Source organism: Streptomyces sp. PH10-H1, from assembly GCF_030063355.1.
Classification (GTDB): Bacteria; Actinomycetota; Actinomycetes; order Streptomycetales; family Streptomycetaceae; genus Actinacidiphila.
Genome location: NZ_JASISZ010000013.1, coordinates 1 through 16,895 on the forward strand (window position 1 = coordinate 1; position 16,895 = coordinate 16,895).

General features: G+C 69.0%; 15 protein-coding genes and 1 pseudogene. 10 read left to right on the forward strand and 6 right to left on the reverse strand.

What is annotated here, in order from left to right; genetic code table 11:
- Nucleotides 1–126 precede the first annotated feature (126 nt).
- From QMK24_RS10925 to QMK24_RS10935, 3 genes and pseudogenes are all read left to right on the forward strand, one after another.
- Nucleotides 127–1,380 (forward strand): annotated as a pseudogene (locus QMK24_RS10925) (TnsB C-terminal domain-containing protein); the annotation flags it as partial.
- Nucleotides 1,377–2,495 (forward strand): AAA family ATPase, encoded by a 1,119-nt coding sequence (locus tag QMK24_RS10930; protein WP_283465280.1) that lies wholly within the window; start codon nucleotides 1,377–1,379, stop codon nucleotides 2,493–2,495. The pseudogene QMK24_RS10925 and the gene QMK24_RS10930, both read left to right, overlap by 4 nt.
- Nucleotides 2,492–4,891 carry a TniQ family protein gene (locus QMK24_RS10935; protein WP_283465281.1) on the forward strand — a complete coding sequence of 800 codons (2,400 nt, stop codon included), beginning with the start codon at nucleotides 2,492–2,494 and terminating at the stop codon, nucleotides 4,889–4,891. The genes QMK24_RS10930 and QMK24_RS10935 overlap by 4 nt, the downstream gene beginning before the upstream one ends.
- Here QMK24_RS10935 and QMK24_RS10940 read toward each other — a convergent pair.
- Together QMK24_RS10940 and QMK24_RS10945 are read right to left on the reverse strand one after the other, a co-directional pair.
- Complete coding sequence (locus QMK24_RS10940) at nucleotides 4,876–5,667, reverse strand: DUF6193 family natural product biosynthesis protein (RefSeq protein ID WP_283465282.1); 792 nt, start codon at nucleotides 5,665–5,667, stop codon at nucleotides 4,876–4,878. The two genes, QMK24_RS10935 and QMK24_RS10940, sit on opposite strands and share 16 nt — an antisense overlap.
- 105 nt (nucleotides 5,668–5,772) lie before the next feature.
- A complete protein-coding gene (locus QMK24_RS10945) occupies nucleotides 5,773–6,612 on the reverse strand; it encodes a MerR family transcriptional regulator (protein WP_283465283.1) in 840 nt (279 codons plus the stop codon).
- A gap of 102 nt (nucleotides 6,613–6,714) precedes the next feature.
- On the opposite strand from QMK24_RS10945, the gene QMK24_RS10950 reads away from it, so the two are divergent.
- From QMK24_RS10950 to QMK24_RS10970, 5 genes are all read left to right on the forward strand, one after another.
- Nucleotides 6,715–8,112 carry a serine hydrolase domain-containing protein gene (locus QMK24_RS10950; RefSeq protein ID WP_283465284.1) on the forward strand — a complete coding sequence of 466 codons (1,398 nt, stop codon included), beginning with the start codon at nucleotides 6,715–6,717 and terminating at the stop codon, nucleotides 8,110–8,112.
- 111 nt (nucleotides 8,113–8,223) lie between these two features.
- The gene (locus QMK24_RS10955; RefSeq protein WP_283465285.1) at nucleotides 8,224–8,991 is read left to right on the forward strand and encodes a DUF4097 family beta strand repeat-containing protein; all 768 of its coding nucleotides are present in this window, start codon (nucleotides 8,224–8,226) and stop codon (nucleotides 8,989–8,991) included.
- A gap of 190 nt (nucleotides 8,992–9,181) precedes the next feature.
- Nucleotides 9,182–9,823, forward strand: coding sequence for an HAD family hydrolase (locus QMK24_RS10960; protein ID WP_283465286.1), 642 nt, complete (start codon nucleotides 9,182–9,184; stop codon nucleotides 9,821–9,823).
- A gap of 325 nt (nucleotides 9,824–10,148) precedes the next feature.
- Nucleotides 10,149–11,618 carry a globin domain-containing protein gene (locus tag QMK24_RS10965; RefSeq protein ID WP_283465287.1) on the forward strand — a complete coding sequence of 490 codons (1,470 nt, stop codon included), beginning with the start codon at nucleotides 10,149–10,151 and terminating at the stop codon, nucleotides 11,616–11,618.
- Between the two features lie 37 nt (nucleotides 11,619–11,655).
- The gene (locus QMK24_RS10970; RefSeq protein WP_283465412.1) at nucleotides 11,656–12,489 is read left to right on the forward strand and encodes a pyridoxamine 5'-phosphate oxidase family protein; all 834 of its coding nucleotides are present in this window, start codon (nucleotides 11,656–11,658) and stop codon (nucleotides 12,487–12,489) included.
- A gap of 88 nt (nucleotides 12,490–12,577) precedes the next feature.
- Here QMK24_RS10970 and QMK24_RS10975 read toward each other — a convergent pair whose 3' ends face one another.
- The 4 genes from QMK24_RS10975 to QMK24_RS10990 form a co-directional block, all read right to left on the reverse strand.
- Entirely contained in the window at nucleotides 12,578–13,042 is a 465-nt protein-coding gene (locus tag QMK24_RS10975) for an NUDIX domain-containing protein (RefSeq protein ID WP_283465414.1), read from the reverse strand.
- A 276-nt stretch (nucleotides 13,043–13,318) separates the two neighbouring features.
- Nucleotides 13,319–14,218 carry a LysR family transcriptional regulator gene (locus QMK24_RS10980; RefSeq protein WP_283465288.1) on the reverse strand — a complete coding sequence of 300 codons (900 nt, stop codon included), beginning with the start codon at nucleotides 14,216–14,218 and terminating at the stop codon, nucleotides 13,319–13,321.
- 190 nt (nucleotides 14,219–14,408) lie between these two features.
- Nucleotides 14,409–15,575, reverse strand: a complete 1,167-nt coding sequence (locus QMK24_RS10985; RefSeq protein WP_283465289.1) for a cystathionine gamma-lyase — start codon at nucleotides 15,573–15,575, stop codon at nucleotides 14,409–14,411.
- A 120-nt stretch (nucleotides 15,576–15,695) separates the two neighbouring features.
- A complete protein-coding gene (locus QMK24_RS10990; protein ID WP_283465290.1) occupies nucleotides 15,696–16,073 on the reverse strand; it encodes a phage holin family protein in 378 nt (125 codons plus the stop codon).
- A 58-nt stretch (nucleotides 16,074–16,131) separates the two neighbouring features.
- On the opposite strand from QMK24_RS10990, the gene QMK24_RS10995 reads away from it, so the two are divergent.
- Both QMK24_RS10995 and QMK24_RS11000 read left to right on the forward strand, forming a co-directional pair.
- Nucleotides 16,132–16,449 carry a cupin domain-containing protein gene (locus tag QMK24_RS10995; protein WP_283465291.1) on the forward strand — a complete coding sequence of 106 codons (318 nt, stop codon included), beginning with the start codon at nucleotides 16,132–16,134 and terminating at the stop codon, nucleotides 16,447–16,449.
- A 162-nt stretch (nucleotides 16,450–16,611) separates the two neighbouring features.
- The gene (locus tag QMK24_RS11000; RefSeq protein ID WP_283465292.1) at nucleotides 16,612–16,833 is read left to right on the forward strand and encodes a DUF5326 family protein; all 222 of its coding nucleotides are present in this window, start codon (nucleotides 16,612–16,614) and stop codon (nucleotides 16,831–16,833) included.
- The last annotated feature ends 62 nt before the right edge of the window (nucleotides 16,834–16,895 follow it).

A 16,895-nucleotide genomic window follows, 5' to 3' on the forward strand; every position in this document is an offset into this window, starting at 1 on the left:
CATCAACATCCCAGTGACACCATGAAGATCAAAGAGCCCGCTGGAACCCCACCAGCGGGCTCTTTGCATCCCCGAACATCATCATCGCGAGTGGCAAACCCATCACGATTTTGAACGGCACCCAACAAGCTGACAGTTGCGATGGACTGGTACACCCGCTGCATCACCGGGATCCGGCTGACGCCGGTGTCGACGAAGGCGGTAGACGTCAGCGCGGTGCTGTTCCAGTCGTTCAGGCCGCGGCCGGCGGGGCGGGACTGGCCGCGCGGTGCGGTCTGGGCCGAGCACGGCATCCCGCGCACGGTCCTCGTCGACGTCGAGGGCGCCGTCGGTCCCGGGCTGGCCTCGCCACCGCTGGTGCCCGAGACACTGGTGGTCGATCACGGCAAGGTCTACGTATCGGAGCATCTGACGAGCGTCTGCCGCCGGATGGGGATATCGATCCAGCCTGCGAGGCTGCGGACGGGCCGGGACAAGGGACCGGTGGAGCGGTATTTCCGGACCTTGAGGGAAGGGCTGCTTGAGGCGCTTCCCGGTTACAAGGGGCCGGATATCCACTCTCGGGGCGAGGCTCCGGAAGACGATGCGTTCTTCTTCCTGGACGAGTTGGAGGCGATGATCCAAGAGTGGACGGCGGTGGTCTATCACTGCAGGCCGCACGCGAGTCTGGTCGATCCGGGGGTGCCGGGGCTGCGGATGTCCCCAGCGCAGATGTTCGAGCACGGGATGGCCCGGGCCGGCTGGATTGAAGTCCCGCGGGACAGGGACCTGGCCTTTGAGTTCCTCGCCACGAAGTGGCGCACGGTCCAGCACTACGGGGTCGAGATCGGACGCCGCCGCTACAACGGCCCCGGCCTGCCCGAGCCGGGCATCCGCAGCCCCTACGACAGTCCGGTCAAGAACGGCTGGCCGTTCCAAGTGGACCCCGACGACATCACCAAGATCTATTTCCGCAACCCCACAACCCGTGTCTGGCACACCCTGACCTGGGAGCACGCGCCGTCGGCCGAGATGCCGCTGAGCGAGGACGCGTTGACATTCGCCCGGCAGTTAGCCGCCTCGAAGTATCGCTTCCCCGACGACCGGCTCGCCGTCGCCGACTTGCTTCAGCGGTGGAACCTCGGGCTGGGCACCACGATCGCCGAGCGGCGCATGGCCCTGCGGCTCTCGCGCGAGCAGGCAGCCATCGAACTTCCGGAGAACGAGGCGGAGACGGTCGTCTCGCTTCTGTCCGTACGCAAGGCCCTTGGCCAGGACGAGGAGACCACAGAACCGCGGGAGCCCGACGTGGTGACGGAGGTGGGGGATGGCGACGAGGCCGATCTGGAGGACCTCGCCGAGGAGAACGACTTCTACGCCGATGCTCTGGAGGACGTGTGAACGACAACGGTGTTCCGGAGCCGGACAATCTCGCCCTGTCGCGGAAGGAGGACTTCAAGGCGTTCGCTGAGAGCCCCCGCCGCAGCCGGCCCGACCTGCTGACCCGCAAGCAGCTGAAGTCCTTGGCCGCGCAGGCGCGGGCGGACTACGACCGGCAGCGCCGGAAGTGGCACGCGAACATCGGCCCCATCAAGACACCACAACTGGCCGAGCTCCACGAGGACTTGTGGGACATCGTCGACAGCAACGAGCACGACGGCGACAAGGCCAAGGGGGCGGTGGCCGTCGACGCGTTCCCGGGACTGGGCAAGACAACCTCGGTACTTGCCTTCGCCCGCGACTTCCACCAGCGGGAGATCGAGGAGTCGGGCCCGTTCACGAGCCAGGGACACGAGCGGATCCCCGTCTGCCGGGTCGGACTGACCGGGAACACCGGGATGAAGGACCTCAACCGGGCCATGCTGGAGTTCTTCGGCCACCCCGGACAGGCACGTGGCACCACCGCCCAGTTCGGACGACGCGTGCTGGACTGCGTGTTGTCCTGTGATGTCCGACTGGTGGTTCTGGACGATCTGCACTTCCTGAGATGGGGACAGAACAGCGGCATCGAGGTGAGCAACCACCTGAAGTGGATCGCCAACGAGTTCCCGGTGACACTGCTGATGGTGGGGGTCGAACTCGCCGAGAAGGGCCTGTTCGGCGAGGGAACCAACGGGCGCGACACCGCTCTGGCCCAGACGGGCCGTCGCACCACCCGCCTGGGACTGCGTCCGTTCACCATCGAAGCGGAGGCCGGGCGCCGGAAATGGCGGCAGATGCTGCTGGCCCTCGAACAGCGCCTCGTGCTCACCGACAAGCACCCCGGCATGCTCGCGGACGACCTGTCGGACTACCTCTTCGCCCGCAGCACCGGACACATCGGCTCGCTGATGACACTGATCAACCGCGGCTGCCAGCGGGCGGTCCGCACCGGCGCCGAACGTCTCGACCAGGAGTTGATGGACCGAGTGAAGAACGACGAGGCATCCGAGGAAGCCCGCCTCGAGCTTCAGGCCGCGCTGGAGAAGAAGCGGCTGACCAGCCGTCCGCGATCCCGGAGCCGACAGACTGCATGAGACCGCCGGTCCGCACCCTGCCGATCCGGCTGCCCCCACTGCCCGGCGAAGCCCTGGATTCCTGGTTGGAGGCGCTGGCACGACGGCTGGACACCTCGCTCGGTGAAGTGCTGCGGCATTTGGGCTTCCCTGTCAGGGAGCGGTCCGGGAACCACCTTCGGGACATTCCCCCGGACTGGACGGTCCTGCTCAACGGGCAGCAGACCGCGGCCGTCGCGCACGCAAGTGGGCTGGACGAGCAGACCGTCACGGCCCTTACTCTCGCCCACTACGACTCCAGGGCCGCGCGCATCGACTTCCAGCGTCGGTACGTGAACCGGCACGTTCTCTGGGGCCGCAGTCGAGGTTCCCGGTTCTGTCCGGACTGTCTGAGGGAAACCGACGGCCGATGGCAGCTGTTCTGGCGACTGGGTTGGGCGTTCGCCTGTCCCCATCACGGCCGCCTGCTGGCGGACTGTTGTCCGCAGTGCGGACGTATCCCCCGTCAGCGCCCCCGCTCGGGCAGGGTCGTCCCTCACCCGGGAGTCTGCGGCAATCCGTCCGCCCACCAGGATGGTCGAGGTCCTGGGGGCTGTGGTTTCGATTTCTCACGGACTCGTACGCTCTGGCTGCCTACAGCACATCCCGCGCTCGCGGCACAGGAGAGGCTGAGGGATGTCATTGAGTCCGGAACCGCAGCCTTCGGCACCTACGCAATCAGCCCCCAGCAGTCCCAGACGGCACTGGCAGATGTCCGGGCTATCGGTGGGCGGGTCCTTGCCGACCTTCCAGAGCACGTCGCCAGAAGCCTGGTTCCGGCGGACATCGCCGAGGAGCATTTCAGCCCCGACCCGGGCTCCCAGCTCGCCCTGCGGGCGACTGAGCGGCCCGGTTTTATGGCGCCACCACGAGCGGCGAGTACTGCCGTCGGGGCGATCATCGCCCTGCACGTTCTTGATCAGCCCGACATCCACCAGGCAGGGGCCGCGATGCGAGGCTTGCTGGAGGCGATGCGGGACGAACTCTGGCAGATCACCTCCACCAGCATCGATAGCTGGGGACGGGGCCTGAGCCCCGTGCTGAAGGGGGTTCAACTGGCGGCGCTGGCACCGTCCTTGCGTCCCAGCGAACACATCCGATATTGCATACCCACCGACCTACCCAGACGCCCGGGAAAGACCAGCCAGGACATCGCGCAACGGGCCCGGAAGATCCCGAGCACATTCTGGAAGTCATGGACAACACGGCTCGTCCCATCCGATGGCGTCTATCCCCGCACACTCGCCCCGGTCCTGGCGGCCATGCTCCTGACCGTCGACAGCCGGACCACCCTCGAGGAAGCCGCCGCCTGCCTCGGAGGAGTCACCGACAGAATCGACATCTCCCGCATCCTGCAAATGCTCGACGACCAGCCGCATTGGCCGGACACCGTCAGAGCGCTCGTCCGGCTGGCCGACCATCTCGATGCTGTTCACGTTCCCGTCGACTACCAGCGACGCCGTGGTCTGGACTACACGAATCTGCTACCGACCGAACGCTGGCAGGAGATCTGCCGCCGCACAGACACAAGCCCTGGAACCGGCCGCCGTGAACGTATCGCCCGCAGCCACCTGTTCCAGCGAATCAGCGGTCTTCCCATCGAAACTGCCCCCGACCACCAAAGACTCAACGAAGCAGAGTTCCGAGCCCAAGCCGCCCGCTTCGCCGCCCTTCAAACTCCCAAGCTGGCCGAAGCGCTGGCCTACGAAGCCAGAATCTTTCTCGCCCAGCACGGGATCCGCGACGAGCCCGTGACCTGGCAGCCTCCCGCAACTTTGCTGAGCGGACTCAAACTTCCCGGTCCCGACCCCGCACACATCGACATCTCCCGTCTGCACCGACTCGTTCGCCAGCACAAGAACCCGGTGCAGTACGCAGCCGATGTCCTCGGCACGAGCATCGAGGCGGTCCGGCACATTCTGGACGAACGCCCAGCACCCGAACCTCCGCCGAAGAGCACAGTGAGAACCACGCCCCGAATCCGCATGCGCGCACGCAAGGAAGTGCCGCCCGACACCTTCTCCCGCCTCTACTTCGACGAGCACCACTCTCTTGACAAGATCGCCGAACTCACCGGCTTCTCCCGAAACGTGCTGACCGCGCTCGCGCGGGAATACGGCGTCTCTCTGCGCAGCGGGAACCGGGACTACAGACGTCGCGGAGTGGTCGAGAAGGACTGGCTGATGGAGCAGTACGTCGTCCATCGCCGGACGCTGGCCGACCTCGCCCGAGAGAAGGACATGAGCCCCACGAACATGGCCCGATGGGCCCACACCCACAACATCCCCCTCCGCTCTCGTGGAGGAAGAAGCCCCCACACAGCCCTCCGCGCAACCGATCACGCCGAGGAGCAGGGAGGGAGTCAGCCCCGACGCTGACTGCTGGAGCCAGCCATTGCTGGCCCGCAGTTCGCCGGAAGTCCCTCCACCACCATGGAGATGGCCTCCTCTGCCGTGTCAGCTTCACCGACGACTGTCCCGCGGGAAGGCCCGCAGACTCGGTATCGTCCGTCGCTCAGCGGGTCGATGAACGGCACGTCCCATGAGTACGGGAACCCGGTGCAGGTCGTGAAGTGAAGCGACCAATGGCTGGTGAACGGATACAACTGCCGCAGCTTCGGTTCGGCTGACGCCATCTCGGCGAGCGCCAGTGTCTGGCGGGCGAGGGCGAGCTGATACGCCTCCTGGCGCAAATCCTTCAAGAGGAGCCGCCACTGCACGGCGACCGCTTCGGCTGGACCGCGTTCATGCGCTTCGGCCAACTCGCTCACCACGATGAAGGGGGCAGCCTTCTGGATCTCGCGGAGCCCGGCCCCGTTTCGCCAACCGGCTGCGGCCCGGGACAGCTCTTCCAGATCGGAGGTCGAGCCCGAGAGCAGTTGAACACCTTGACGCAGGCCATTGATGTTGAACCAACGGCTCTCCGACCCGATGAAGATCCAGCAGGGCTCCCGGCCAGGAGCTGTGCTGGTGACGCCGGCTGTCCGCAGCGGGTCCGAATCGTTGCTCAGCACCGTTTCCAGATCGAGCCCCTGCTCGGCAGCAGCCAGTGCCAGGGCCGCGGCCAGGCTGCCGACAGCTGCAAGGTCCGGATAGAGATCAGGGTCGGCGGGAGTTGGTTCGTGTCGAGCAGGGCGCGGGGAGTTCGAGGTCACCGCCGGAGTCTGCCGTCTGCTCTGAGGAAATGGCCACCCTCGTGAGACGGACCGTCCCTGCCACACGGTGAGACAGGTCGCAGAGCACCAGGTCAGCGAGCTCCGTCATGACACGAATCGAGAGAACCTACAGATGGGCTCCTGGAGCTCGGTGACCCACTTGTCGCGGTCCTCGGGGCATTCGAGGTAGAGCTCGCGGGCGTAGCCGGTGGCGCGGAATCCCGCGGTGTCGGTCCAGCGGGCCAGGGTCTGGACGGTGGACAGGATGTTGTCCATCGAACCGTGATGCACGATCGTGGCCGCACTCTCGATCGCGGGCAGGTCCACCATCGCGAAGTCGTGGCCGTCCCGGGGTTCCGCCGTGACGGTCATTCCCGCGTGAACGGTGATCGCGCCGTCGCCTTCCGGGGTGTCCTCGTAGTAGGCGACCCCCGGTCCCGTCACGGCCACGCCCGCGGCCTCCAGCCGGCGGCACAGCTCGTCGTAGAGCGGGCCGATGACCGGCCCGATGTGCTCGGGGTCGAAACCGGCCGCGGCGCCGGTCAGTTCGGCCACCCGGACCGCTGGAATGCGCTTGACCACAACGTCGTCGGTTGTCATGCGTCCCTCACTTTCGATTGTCCGGAGCCTCGCCTCGACCCGGGTCAGCCGCGTGGCGGCGGCCGCCATCGTCTCCGCCAGCTCTGCGCGCCGCAGCCGCAGCATGCCGCGCAGCTGCTCGGCGCTCACCTGCTCGTCCAGGATCGACCGCACCTGCTGAAGGCTGAAGCCGAGGTCCTTCAGAGCGATGATGCGGTTGAGCCGGGACAGCTGGCCGGCTTCGTAGAAGCGGTAGTTGCTGGCGGGGTCGGTGCGGGCGGGCCGCAGCAGCCCGATCGCGTCGTAGTGGTGCAGCATGCGGACCGATACCCGGCCGTGTTTGGCGAAGTCTCCGATGGTGAACATGATGTCTCCCAGTGCAGGCCCTCACACAGTGTCAGAGTCAAGGCCGACCGCCACCGGGAAACCCTTGGAGGGACCCGCACCTCATCTGCGAGGCTGACCGGCATGTACCGGACACCTGAAGAGCTGCCCCCCGCCGCGGCGCCCGAAGAGCTGCTGCCCGCCACCCGACGTGCCCTGCTGCACCGGATCGCCAGGGGGCAGGCCGAGGGCCGTACGCCGGCGATGGTGGGGGCGGTGGTGCGGGACGGGGCCACGGTGTGGACGGGCGGCCGGAGCATGATGGAGGGGCACGCACCGGACGGGGACACCCAGTTCCGGATCGGATCGCTGACCAAGACCTTCGTAGCGGTGCTGGTCATGCGACTGCGGGACGAGGGGCGGCTGGACCTGGCGGATTCCCTCGGCCAGCACCTGCCGGGCACCGACCTCGGCCATCCGACGATCGCCCAACTCCTCGCGCACACCTCGGGACTGGCCGCCGAGACCCCCGGGCCGTGGTGGGAGCGCACCCCCGGCGACCTGCGGCCGCAACTGGCCGACCTGCTGGGCGCGGAGCCGGTGAAGCACCCGGCAGGCCGTGTCCACCACTACTCCAACCCCGGTTTCGCCCTGCTGGGCGCGCTCGTGGAGCGGCTGCGGGGGCGGCCGTGGGGCGAGGCGCTGCGGGCGGAGGTGCTGGAGCCGCTGGGAATGGCACGGACGACGCTGCTGCCGCAGTCGCCGCACGCGGGCGGCTGGGCGGTGCATCCATGGGCCGATGTGATGCAGCCGGAGCCGCTGCACGACACCGGACGGATGGCGCCGGCCGGACAGCTGTGGTCCACGGCGGACGATCTGTGCCGGTGGGCGGTGTTCCTGGCCGAGGGCGGTAAACGGGTGCTGGACGCGGCCTCCCTTGCCGAGATGCGCACCCCGGCCTCGGCGCCGGCCGGGACGGACTGGGATTCCGGCTACGGGCTGGGCATGCAGCTGCTGCGCCGCGACGGCCGGGTCCTCGCCGGGCATACCGGGTCCATGCCGGGCTTCCTGGCGGCGCTGTGGGTGGGTGTCGAGGACGGCGTGGGAGCGCTCGTACTGACCAACGCCACATCGGGGCCGCAGCCGGGTGCCATCGCGGCCGATCTGCTGGCGATCGTGGCCGACAACGAGCCGCGGATCCCCGCGCCGTGGCGCCCCCGATCGGCCGCCGATCCGGCACTGCTGGCGCTCACCGGCCCCTGGTACTGGGGCACGACCCCCTTCGTGCTGCGGTTGCGGGCGGAGCGCGACCTGGAGCTGGCGCCGCTGAACGGGCAGGGCCGCGCGGCACGGTTCAGGGCGGAGCCGGACGGTACCTGGACCGGTCTTGACGGCTACTACGCGGGCGAGACGCTCCGCGTGGTGCGGGACGGCGACGGGACGGTGCTCCATCTCGACCTCGGATCCTTCGTATTCGCACGGGAGCCGTACGAGGAGTCCGCAGAGGTACCCGGCGGCGTGGATCCGGAGGGATGGCGGTAGTGCTAGCACCCGTATCAAGAGGCCTGATGACCGCATGGGAAGGGATGGCCGGCCGACCGTAGCTTGGCTGTGGAGCGTCGGACGAGGGTTCCGGCGACCGGGGAGACTGTGATGACAGCCAAGCGTTCCGCCGTACTGGCCAGGCGTTCCGCCGTACTGACCGTGTCCGCGCTCGTCCTGGGAGCCGCGCTCACGGGCTGCTCCGGGCTGAGCTTCGGCCGCCCGGAGCACAAGGCCGTCGACGACGCGAAGGCCACCGGTCCCGTGGGCGCCGTCGAAGTGGGTACCAGCAGCGGCGACGTCCACATCCGGCCGGGCCCGGGCGACGGGGTCACCATCCACAGGACGGTGCACTACCACGGTGACCGAAAGCCGACCCCCGGCCAGAAGGTCGAGAACGGCCGGCTGACGTTCTCCGACGGGTGCGACAGCTGCACGATCGACTACGAGCTGACCGTGCCGGCCGGGGTGACCGTGAAGGTGAGTACGAGCAGCGGCGACGTGAATGTGCAGGGGGTCGCCTCGGCGGACCTGAAGACCCACTCGGGAGACATGGCTGTGTCCGGGATCGCGGGGGCGCTGACGACCGAGGCGAGTTCGGGTGACCTGACCGCCATCGGGCTCAGCGGCTCCGACGTCAGCGCGAAGGCCTCCTCCGGCAATATCCGGCTCACGTTCGTCAAACCGCCGCAGAAGGTCACGACGCGAGCGTCATCGGGCGACGTCACGGTCCAGGTACCGGGCGGCCCGTACGCGACCGACGTGCACACGAGCTCCGGTGATCGTCGTGTGACGGTACCGACCGACCCGTCGGCCACCGCGCGGATCCAGGCCGACACGAGTTCCGGTGACGTGACGGTCAGCCACGCGGGAGCCTGACGCCTCGCCGGGTCCGTTCCGACCGCCCCCATCGGTGATGTTCCACGTGGAACATCACCGATGTTCCACGTGGAACATTCCCGGGCCTCGCCCCGTCATAAGTGAGTGGCGCGAAGGGCAGATAACGTCGCACGCTGGGAGTATCTCCGCGTCGGCGGGATCGAGTACGAGGCAAGAGGGAGGCGCTCGCGTGGCGCGGCTGCATCTTTTCGATATGGACGGCACCTTGATGCACGGCTCTTCGGCGAGCATGGAGCTCGCCCGGGAGCTGGATCTGGTCGAGGAGATCCAGGAGCTGGAGAGCGCGCTGCTCCGGGGCACGCTGGACCCGCCGGGGTTCGCGGAGCGGGTGTACGAGCTGTGGGCGGGGCTGACGGAGGACCGGCTGAAGGCCGCCTTCGAGGGTGCGCCGTGGCTGGACGGCATACGCGAGGTCTGGACGGAGATCACCGAGCGCGGGGAGCACTGCGCGGTGATCTCTCTGTCGCCGGACTTCTTCGTGGGGCGGCTGCGCGAGTGGGGTGTGCACGAGGCGCGTTCCTCGGTCTTCCCTGCGGTGCCGTTCGCGCCGGAGGCGGTGCTCGACCTGGCCGGGATCCTGGTGCCGGATTCGAAGGTGGGCATCGCCGATGAACTGTGCGCCCTGTACGGGGTGGAGCGGGCGGACTGTGTGGCCTACGGGGACTCGATGTCGGACGCGGCGCTGTTCGAGATGGTGCCGACCGCGGTGGCGGTGAACGGCGACCACCATGTGAGCGGTCTGGCCACCCATGCGTACACGGGTCGCGACTTGCGTGAGGCCTTTGCCTTGGTGAAACAACGCGACCGTTAATGACCGAATGCGAGCCACAACTGTTACCCGGTTGTCGTTGTCCAAACCGAATTCCGTGACTTTGTGGGATGGGTCACGGGATTCGGCCATGGTGGTTCGGCGAATCGGTCAACGGGGGTTGTCATAGAGCGCGTTCCGGGTATGGTCGACTGCGTTCGAGCGCCTCGGGCCGCCGTAAGCCGACGGATCCTAACCTGAATGAATCCCCGTTTCCTGTGCTTCCGGCTATTTGTCCGATGCGCTGCTCCGGCGTGGCACGCTCTCACCCCAGCACGCGTGACATACGCCGGGAAATCGACCGGGGAAGTTCGAGGCGAAGCTCACCATGGACGCTCTGACCACCAACTCGGCCGAGACGGAAGCAGACCGGGGCTGGTTCACTCCGCCCCAACGGGAACCCGACTCGCATCAGCGCGCAGCGGACGGTGGTGAATCCGACATACCCAGCAGGGCTCCGGCCACCATAAGGCCGGTCGGCGGGGCCGCCGCGCGCAATCAGCGGGCACAGCAAGGGGCGGACCATTCGGTGGAACAGCCCGAATCCGCACCCGCCGCAGCCACAGCTGCACCCGCACCCGCCGCAGCCACCGCCGCACCTGAGCCCGTACCTGAGCCCGCACCCGAGCCCGTCGTCACAGCAGCAGCCGCTCCCGCTCCCACTCCCGCCGCCTCGCCGGACGCCCTCCTGATCCGGCGGACCATGGCGGAGATCGAGCCGGTCGCCGACCGGACCACCGGCTACTTCTACGCCCTGCTGTTCGTCCGGCATCCGGAACTGCGTGAACTCTTCCCGGCGGCGATGGACGCCCAGCGCGACCGGCTGTTCAAGGCCCTGCTCACCGCCGCGGAGCACATCGACGATCCCGGGATCCTCAGCGAGTACCTGGCCAATCTGGGCCGAGGACACCGTAAGTACGGGACCCGGGCGGAGCACTACCCCGCCGTCGGCGAGGCGCTGATCGGGGCGCTCACGCGGTACGCGGCAGCGAGCTGGGACGCGCCGACCGAGGCCGCGTGGATACGCGCCTACACGGCGATCTCGCAGCTGATGATCGACGCGGCCGCCGCCGACGAGCGGCACACGCCGCCATGGTGGCAGGCCGAGATCGTCTCGCACGAGGCCCGCACGCCGGACATAGCCGTGGTGACCGTACGGCCCGACCAGCCGTATCCGTTCCTGGCCGGTCAGTACACGTCGCTCGAGACCCCCTGGTGGCCGCGGGTCTGGCGGCACTACTCCTTCGCCTCGGCGCCCCGCTCCGACGGCCTGCTCTGCTTCCACGTCAAGGCGATACCGGCGGGCTGGGTCAGCACCGCGCTGGTGCACCGGGCCCGGCCGGGCGACGTCATCCGGCTCGGTCCCCCCGCCGGTTCCATGATTGTCGACCACACCACTGACAACGGTCTGCTGTGCGTCGGCGGCGGTACCGGCATCGCGCCGATCAAGGCGCTCGTCGAGGACGTGGCCGAGCACGGCCGCAAGCGCGCGGTCGAGGTCTTCTACGGAGCGCGCCGCGACCACGACCTGTACGACCTCGACACGATGCTCCGCATGCAGCAGGAGCACTCCTGGCTCTCCGTCCGCCCGGTGGTCGCCGACACTCCGAGCGGCAGCCTGTCAGGACCGCTGCCGGACATCGTGCGGCAGTTCGGCCCGTGGGAGGCGTACGACGCCTATCTCTCGGGGCCCCCCGGGATGATCCGCAGCAGCATGGACGCGCTCGTCGGCGGCGGTATGCCCTCGCACCGGATACGGCACGACGCACTGGAGGAACTCGTGGCGGCAGGTGACTAGCCGGGCGAAGCGACCCGGCAGCGACGGCGAGCACCGGATCCAGGAGGACCTGGGCACGGTCGCGCGCGCGGACCGCTTCTACGACGATCAGGTGCGGGACCGGCTCAACCCGAGGATGCGGGCGTTCGTGGCGCGGCAGGAGATGTTCTTCCTGTCCACCGCGGACCGGCGCGGCGACTGCGACAGCACGTTCCGGGCCGGACCGCCCGGCTTCGTCCAGGTGCTGGACGACAAGACGCTGGCGTATCCCGAGTACCGCGGCAACGGCGTCATGGCCTCGCTCGGCAACATCCGGGAGAACCCGCATGTCGGAATGCTCCTGATCGACTTCGCCCGGGACCGGATCGGGCTGCACGTCAACGGCCGTGCGCTGCTGATCCCCGACGAGCGGATGCGTGCCGCCCACCCGAACCTACCGGTCGACCCGGTGCCCGGCCGCCGCCCGCAGATCTGGGTCGAGGTGGAGGTCGAGGAGGCCTACATCCACTGCTCGAAGCACATCCCGCGGCTCGTCAAAGTGCCCCTGGCCGGCAGCGCAGGCAGTTCGGGGAGCACAGGCAGCCCGGGCAGGTCCGGCGCCTTGGGTGCCGCGGTCGGTTCTGCCGGCCCGGACGGCGGCGGGCGGCCGTGGGGCACGGACGACGTGCGCCGCAAGGGCGGCGACTACTTCGGGGCCGCAGAGGACCGCGTGCCGGCGTCCGCAGGGCCGGTGCCCGCAGCGCCGCCGGTGCCCGCAGCGGTGAAGGTGCCCGTAGCGGTGAAGGTGATCGCGCCGGTTTCACCGCTCGTATCGCCCGTCCTGCCGGTAGCGCACGCGCCGGAGCAGCGGAGCACCGGACGCAGGCGCCGCTTCCTCGGCTGGTTCTCCTGATGACCGGCATGGCGGCATGACGGCATGACCGGTACGACGCGCCTGACCGGCTGAGGCGCGACCCCGGAAGTCCACGGGCGCACGAGCCTCAGCTCAGGTCGTGTGCGACCAGCCCCAACACGCCCTCGATGTTCGCGTCGAGGTAGTGCCGCAGCGTCAGCGGCACCACCTCGACGGAGGCCAGCCCGACCCGGCTGAAGGGCACCCGCACCACGTCGTACGTTCCGCACGGTTCGTCCATCTCGGGGCCGTGCCGGCGCGCGGGGTCCATCGACGCGAGCCGGCAGACGAAGAAGTACTGCACCTTCACGCCGTGCGCGCCGTTCTCCGCGATGTGCTCGACGGTGTCGACGAAGGCCGGGACGACGTCGGTGACCTTGGCGCCCAGTTCCTCGTCCACCTCACGGTGCAGGGCGTCGACGACCGAGGTGTCGTCGTCCTCCACGCCACCGCCCGGTGTGATCCAGTACGGGGCGAGGCCGGGCTTGGTGCGCTTGATGAGGACCATGCAGTCGCCGTCGAGCAGGATCGCGCGGGCGGTGCGCTTGACCACTGGGCGGGTTGCCGGGGCGTCGGAACGGGCTTCGTTGTCAGGGTGGGCGGCCAGGGCTTCGGCCGGGGCTTCGTTCTCCTGGGGCATGGATGAGATCTGCCGCGACACAGGGATCGACAAACGCCCCGGGAGCGGTGAATCGGAGCAATCGATTCCCGTTGCCGCGCCAACGGCGCCCACCGGCCACGTCTCCGTGCCGCCCCGATGCCGTTCCAACGTCCGATCCCACCCCGTGCCGGCCCTCTGCCGGGCGGCTGCCAGCCCTCTGCCCGTCGGTTACCAGCCCTGCGCGGCGGTCAGCAGCCGTTCGTGCGCACGGGCGAGATGGGGCAGCGCGAGCGTGCCGACCCGGGTGGCCAGGAAGTAGGTCCGCAGTGGCGGAACCGGGGGTTCCAGGAGCAGCGTGATCTCCCCGGAAGCGAGCGCGGCGGCGCACAGGTAGCGGGGCAGGACGGCCAGGCCCGCATGATCGCGCACGCAGTCCAGGACCGCGCGCAGGTCGGGCACGACGACCGCCGGGTCCCGGGTGGGTTTGGCGTCGAAGACCGCCGACCAGTACTGGGACAGCAGCCGGCATTCCTCGTCGCAGGTGACGACGGGCAGCTCGTCGAGCACCTGCGGGCCGTGGTCGTGTACCGCGTGCGGGCCGCCCGCCCGTTCCAGCCAGACGGGCGAGGCGACCAGGGCGTACTCCTCGTCCCACAGCGGCACCGCCGCGAGCAGCCGGTCGCGGGGCTGCACGCTGACGACGGCCAGGTCGTGGTGCCCGGCGGCGAGTCCGGCCAGTGCCTCGTCGTCGCTGCTGAGCGAGACCCGCAGGTGCAGCCCGTCGGCGACCAGCGGTGCCAGGGCGGGCAGAACGCGCAGCGCGGTGAATTCGGCCGGGCCCGCGAGGTGCAGGCTGCGGGTGCCGGGCCCGTCGTCGTCCGGAGCGGCCGCGGTGATCTCCAGCAGGGCGTCGAGGTGCGGGGCCACCTTGTGGGCGAGTTCGTCGCCGACGGATGTGGGGGCGACGCCGCGCGGCAGCCGCAGGAAGAGCGGACGGCCGACCTGCCGTTCCAGGGTGCGTATCTGGCCGGTGACGGCGGGCTGGGAGAGGCCCAGCAGCTGCGCGGCCCGGGTGAACGATCCAGCCCGGTGCACGGTGACGAAGGTACGCAGGAGGGCCAGGTCCACCGTGGTCTCCTCAATGACGATACCTGACGCAGCGTCAAGTATAAATATATCGATAGGTCGTACCCGTAACTGTGATTGGACACTGACGCAGAGTCAACTAGCCTTGTTCGAGCGCGTCTTCGCGCGTTGCGCCAGGGCGGTTCGAGCCACGAGGGGGGAGGCTCGAACCGCCCATTCTGCGTAGGGGCGCCTACTTCTCTGCGTAGGAGCCCTGCTCGGCGGCGTCCAGGGCGCGGGTGACATCGGTGATGATGTCGGCTGCGTCCTCCACGCCCACCGAGAAGCGGATGAAGCCGGGCGGCACCGCGTCGCCGCCCCAGCGGGCCCGGCGTTCCGCGGTGCACTGGACGCTTCCGAAGCTCGTGGCCTCGGCGGTGAGCCGGAGCGCGGCGAGGAAGCGCTCGGCGTGCGCCTTGTCGGGCAGAGTGAATGAGACGACGCTCCCGAAGCGGCGCATCTGGGCGACGGCGAGGGTGTGTGCGGGGTCGGCGGGCAGGCCCGGGTGGCGCAGCCCGGTCACTTCGGGGCGCGTGGTCAGTGCCTTGGCGAGAGCCAGGGCGTTGGCGGCCTGCCGGTCGACGCGCAGCGCGAGCGTGGCCAGCGAACGGTGTGCGAGCCAGGCCTCCATCGGGCCGGGGATCGCGCCGACGGTCTTGCGCCAGAACCGGGTCTGGGCGGCGAGGTCCGGGTCACGAGTGGTGACGTAGCCGAGCAGCAGGTCGCCGTGGCCGGTGAGCGCCTTGGTGCCGCTGGCGAGCGAGAAGTCGGCGCCCAGGTCGAGCGGGCGCTGGCCGAGCGGGGTGGCCAGCGTGTTGTCCACGGCGACCAGGGCCCCCGCCGCGTGTGCGGCGTCGGCGAGGCGGCGGATGTCGCAGATGTCCAGGCCGGGGTTGGAGGGGGTCTCCAGCCACAGCAGCCGCGCGCCTTCCAGCACCTTCAGCTGGGCGTCTCCCGCGGTCGGCGCGAGGCGCACCGTGACGCCGTACGACTCCAGCCGTTGCTGCAGTGCGCGGGTCGCCTGGTAGCAGTCGGAGGGCAGGACGACGGTGTCGCCGGCGCGCACCTGCGACAGCAGTACGGCGGAGACCGCGGCCATCCCCGACGAGAAGACGGTCGTCTCGGCGGCCGGGTCCGTAGGGCACTCCAGCTCGGAGATCGCCTGTTCCAGCAGGGTCCAGGTCGGGTTCTGGTCCCGGCCGTAGGTGTACGGGCCGGTCGCGTCGCCAGGCAGGTGGTAGTGCGAGACGAAGACCGGGCCGGGCAGCGACGGCTCGTACGGCTGCGCGGGCGGGCGCCCGGCGTGCACGCTGCGGGTGCCCTCGCCGCTCGGGCTGTCGTCGCCGTCGTGTTCGGCCATCGCCGCCTCCTGGGGTCTGGGGAATCGCGCACCCGCGTGCGTGCGGTGGTGGTGCGGTCCCCCAGTCAACCCGATCCGGCTGCCCCGCGATCAGCCGACGTCCTGTCCGCGGCCGGCCGGTCAGTCCTCGTCCGGCAGGAGCATGTTCAGTGCCCAGGACACGATGCTGATGATCAGGCCGCCGACGAGCGCCGCCCAGAAGCCCTCGACGTGGAAGTCGAGGTTGAGTTTTCCGGCCAGCCAGGAGGTGAGCAGCAGCATCAGGGCGTTCACGACCAGCGTGATCAGGCCCAGGGTGAGGATGAACAGGGGGAAGGACAGCAGCTTCACCACTGGCTTGACCAGCCAGTTCACCAGCCCGAAGACCACGGCGACGAGGACGACGGTGAGCACCTTGTGCCAGGTGTCGTCGCCGGTGAGAGTGATGTTCTTGACCAGCCAGATGGCCACACCGAGGGCCCCGGCGTTGGCGAGTGTCTTGACCACGAAATTCTTCATGGTGTGATCGTGGCAGAACTGATCGCCCAGGCAAGAGACGCGACAAGGGAGAGCTGCGATGAAGGTGTTCCGGTTGGACGACCTGGAGGCGGAGCGGGCCGCGAACAACGGGGCCTACCTGAGCTTTCTGCGCGAGCGGAACATGTCGGCGGGGCTGTACGCGCTCCAGGCCGGCGAGCTCGATCCTCAGGCCCCGCACGGCCAGGACGAGATCTACCTGGTGGTGAGCGGCCGGGCGGCGATCACCGTGGGGGAGGAGACGACGACGGTGGCGCGCGGCAGCGTCGTGTACGTGCCGGCCGGGGTGCCGCACCGCTTCCACCATGTGACGGAGGACCTGAGGGTCATGGTCGTCTTCTCGCCCCCCGAGGCCTGAGGGTCATGGTGTTCTTCTCGCTCCCGAGGCCTGAGGGTCGGACCCGGGGTTCCGTAGGGGACCGATCAGGGAAGGATCGGGTCTCCCGGCCCTCCGCCGGACCCCACCACGGCTCTAGAGTCGAAGCACAGGCACAACGAAGGATTCCTGGAGGGAACAGTCATGGAAGAGCTGGTCAAGGGTCTGCCCTGGTGGATCAAGTGGGTCGCGATCCCGGTCATCGCACTCGTGGTCTTCGGCGGGCTGATCATGAGCCTGATCGGCTTCGTCATCGGGCTGCTGTTCAAGGTGCTGGTCTTCGCGGCGCTGGTGGGCGGGTTGATCTTCCTGGTGAAGAAGTTCACCTCGGGATCCTCGTCCTCCTCCTCGCACCGCGACTGGTAGTCGGGCGGGGGGGGCCGGACCGGACCCCCGGACCGGGTGCCGAAACGATCCTTCTCGGACAC

Excerpts from the sequence above, each read along its gene's own strand:
- QMK24_RS10955 (WP_283465285.1), top strand. The coding sequence starts at position 8,224 with ATGACAGCCAAGCGTTCCGCCGTACTGGCCAGGCGTTCCGCCGTACTG.
- QMK24_RS10945 (WP_283465283.1), bottom strand. The coding sequence starts at position 6,612 with ATGTTCACCATCGGAGACTTCGCCAAACACGGCCGGGTATCGGTCCGC.
- QMK24_RS10950 (WP_283465284.1), top strand. The coding sequence starts at position 6,715 with ATGTACCGGACACCTGAAGAGCTGCCCCCCGCCGCGGCGCCCGAAGAG.
- QMK24_RS10965 (WP_283465287.1), top strand. The coding sequence starts at position 10,149 with ATGGACGCTCTGACCACCAACTCGGCCGAGACGGAAGCAGACCGGGGC.
- QMK24_RS11000 (WP_283465292.1), top strand. The coding sequence starts at position 16,612 with ATGGAAGAGCTGGTCAAGGGTCTGCCCTGGTGGATCAAGTGGGTCGCG.
- QMK24_RS10985 (WP_283465289.1), bottom strand. The coding sequence starts at position 15,575 with ATGGCCGAACACGACGGCGACGACAGCCCGAGCGGCGAGGGCACCCGC.
- QMK24_RS10995 (WP_283465291.1), top strand. The coding sequence starts at position 16,132 with ATGAAGGTGTTCCGGTTGGACGACCTGGAGGCGGAGCGGGCCGCGAAC.
- QMK24_RS10990 (WP_283465290.1), bottom strand. The coding sequence starts at position 16,073 with ATGAAGAATTTCGTGGTCAAGACACTCGCCAACGCCGGGGCCCTCGGT.
- QMK24_RS10935 (WP_283465281.1), top strand. The coding sequence starts at position 2,492 with ATGAGACCGCCGGTCCGCACCCTGCCGATCCGGCTGCCCCCACTGCCC.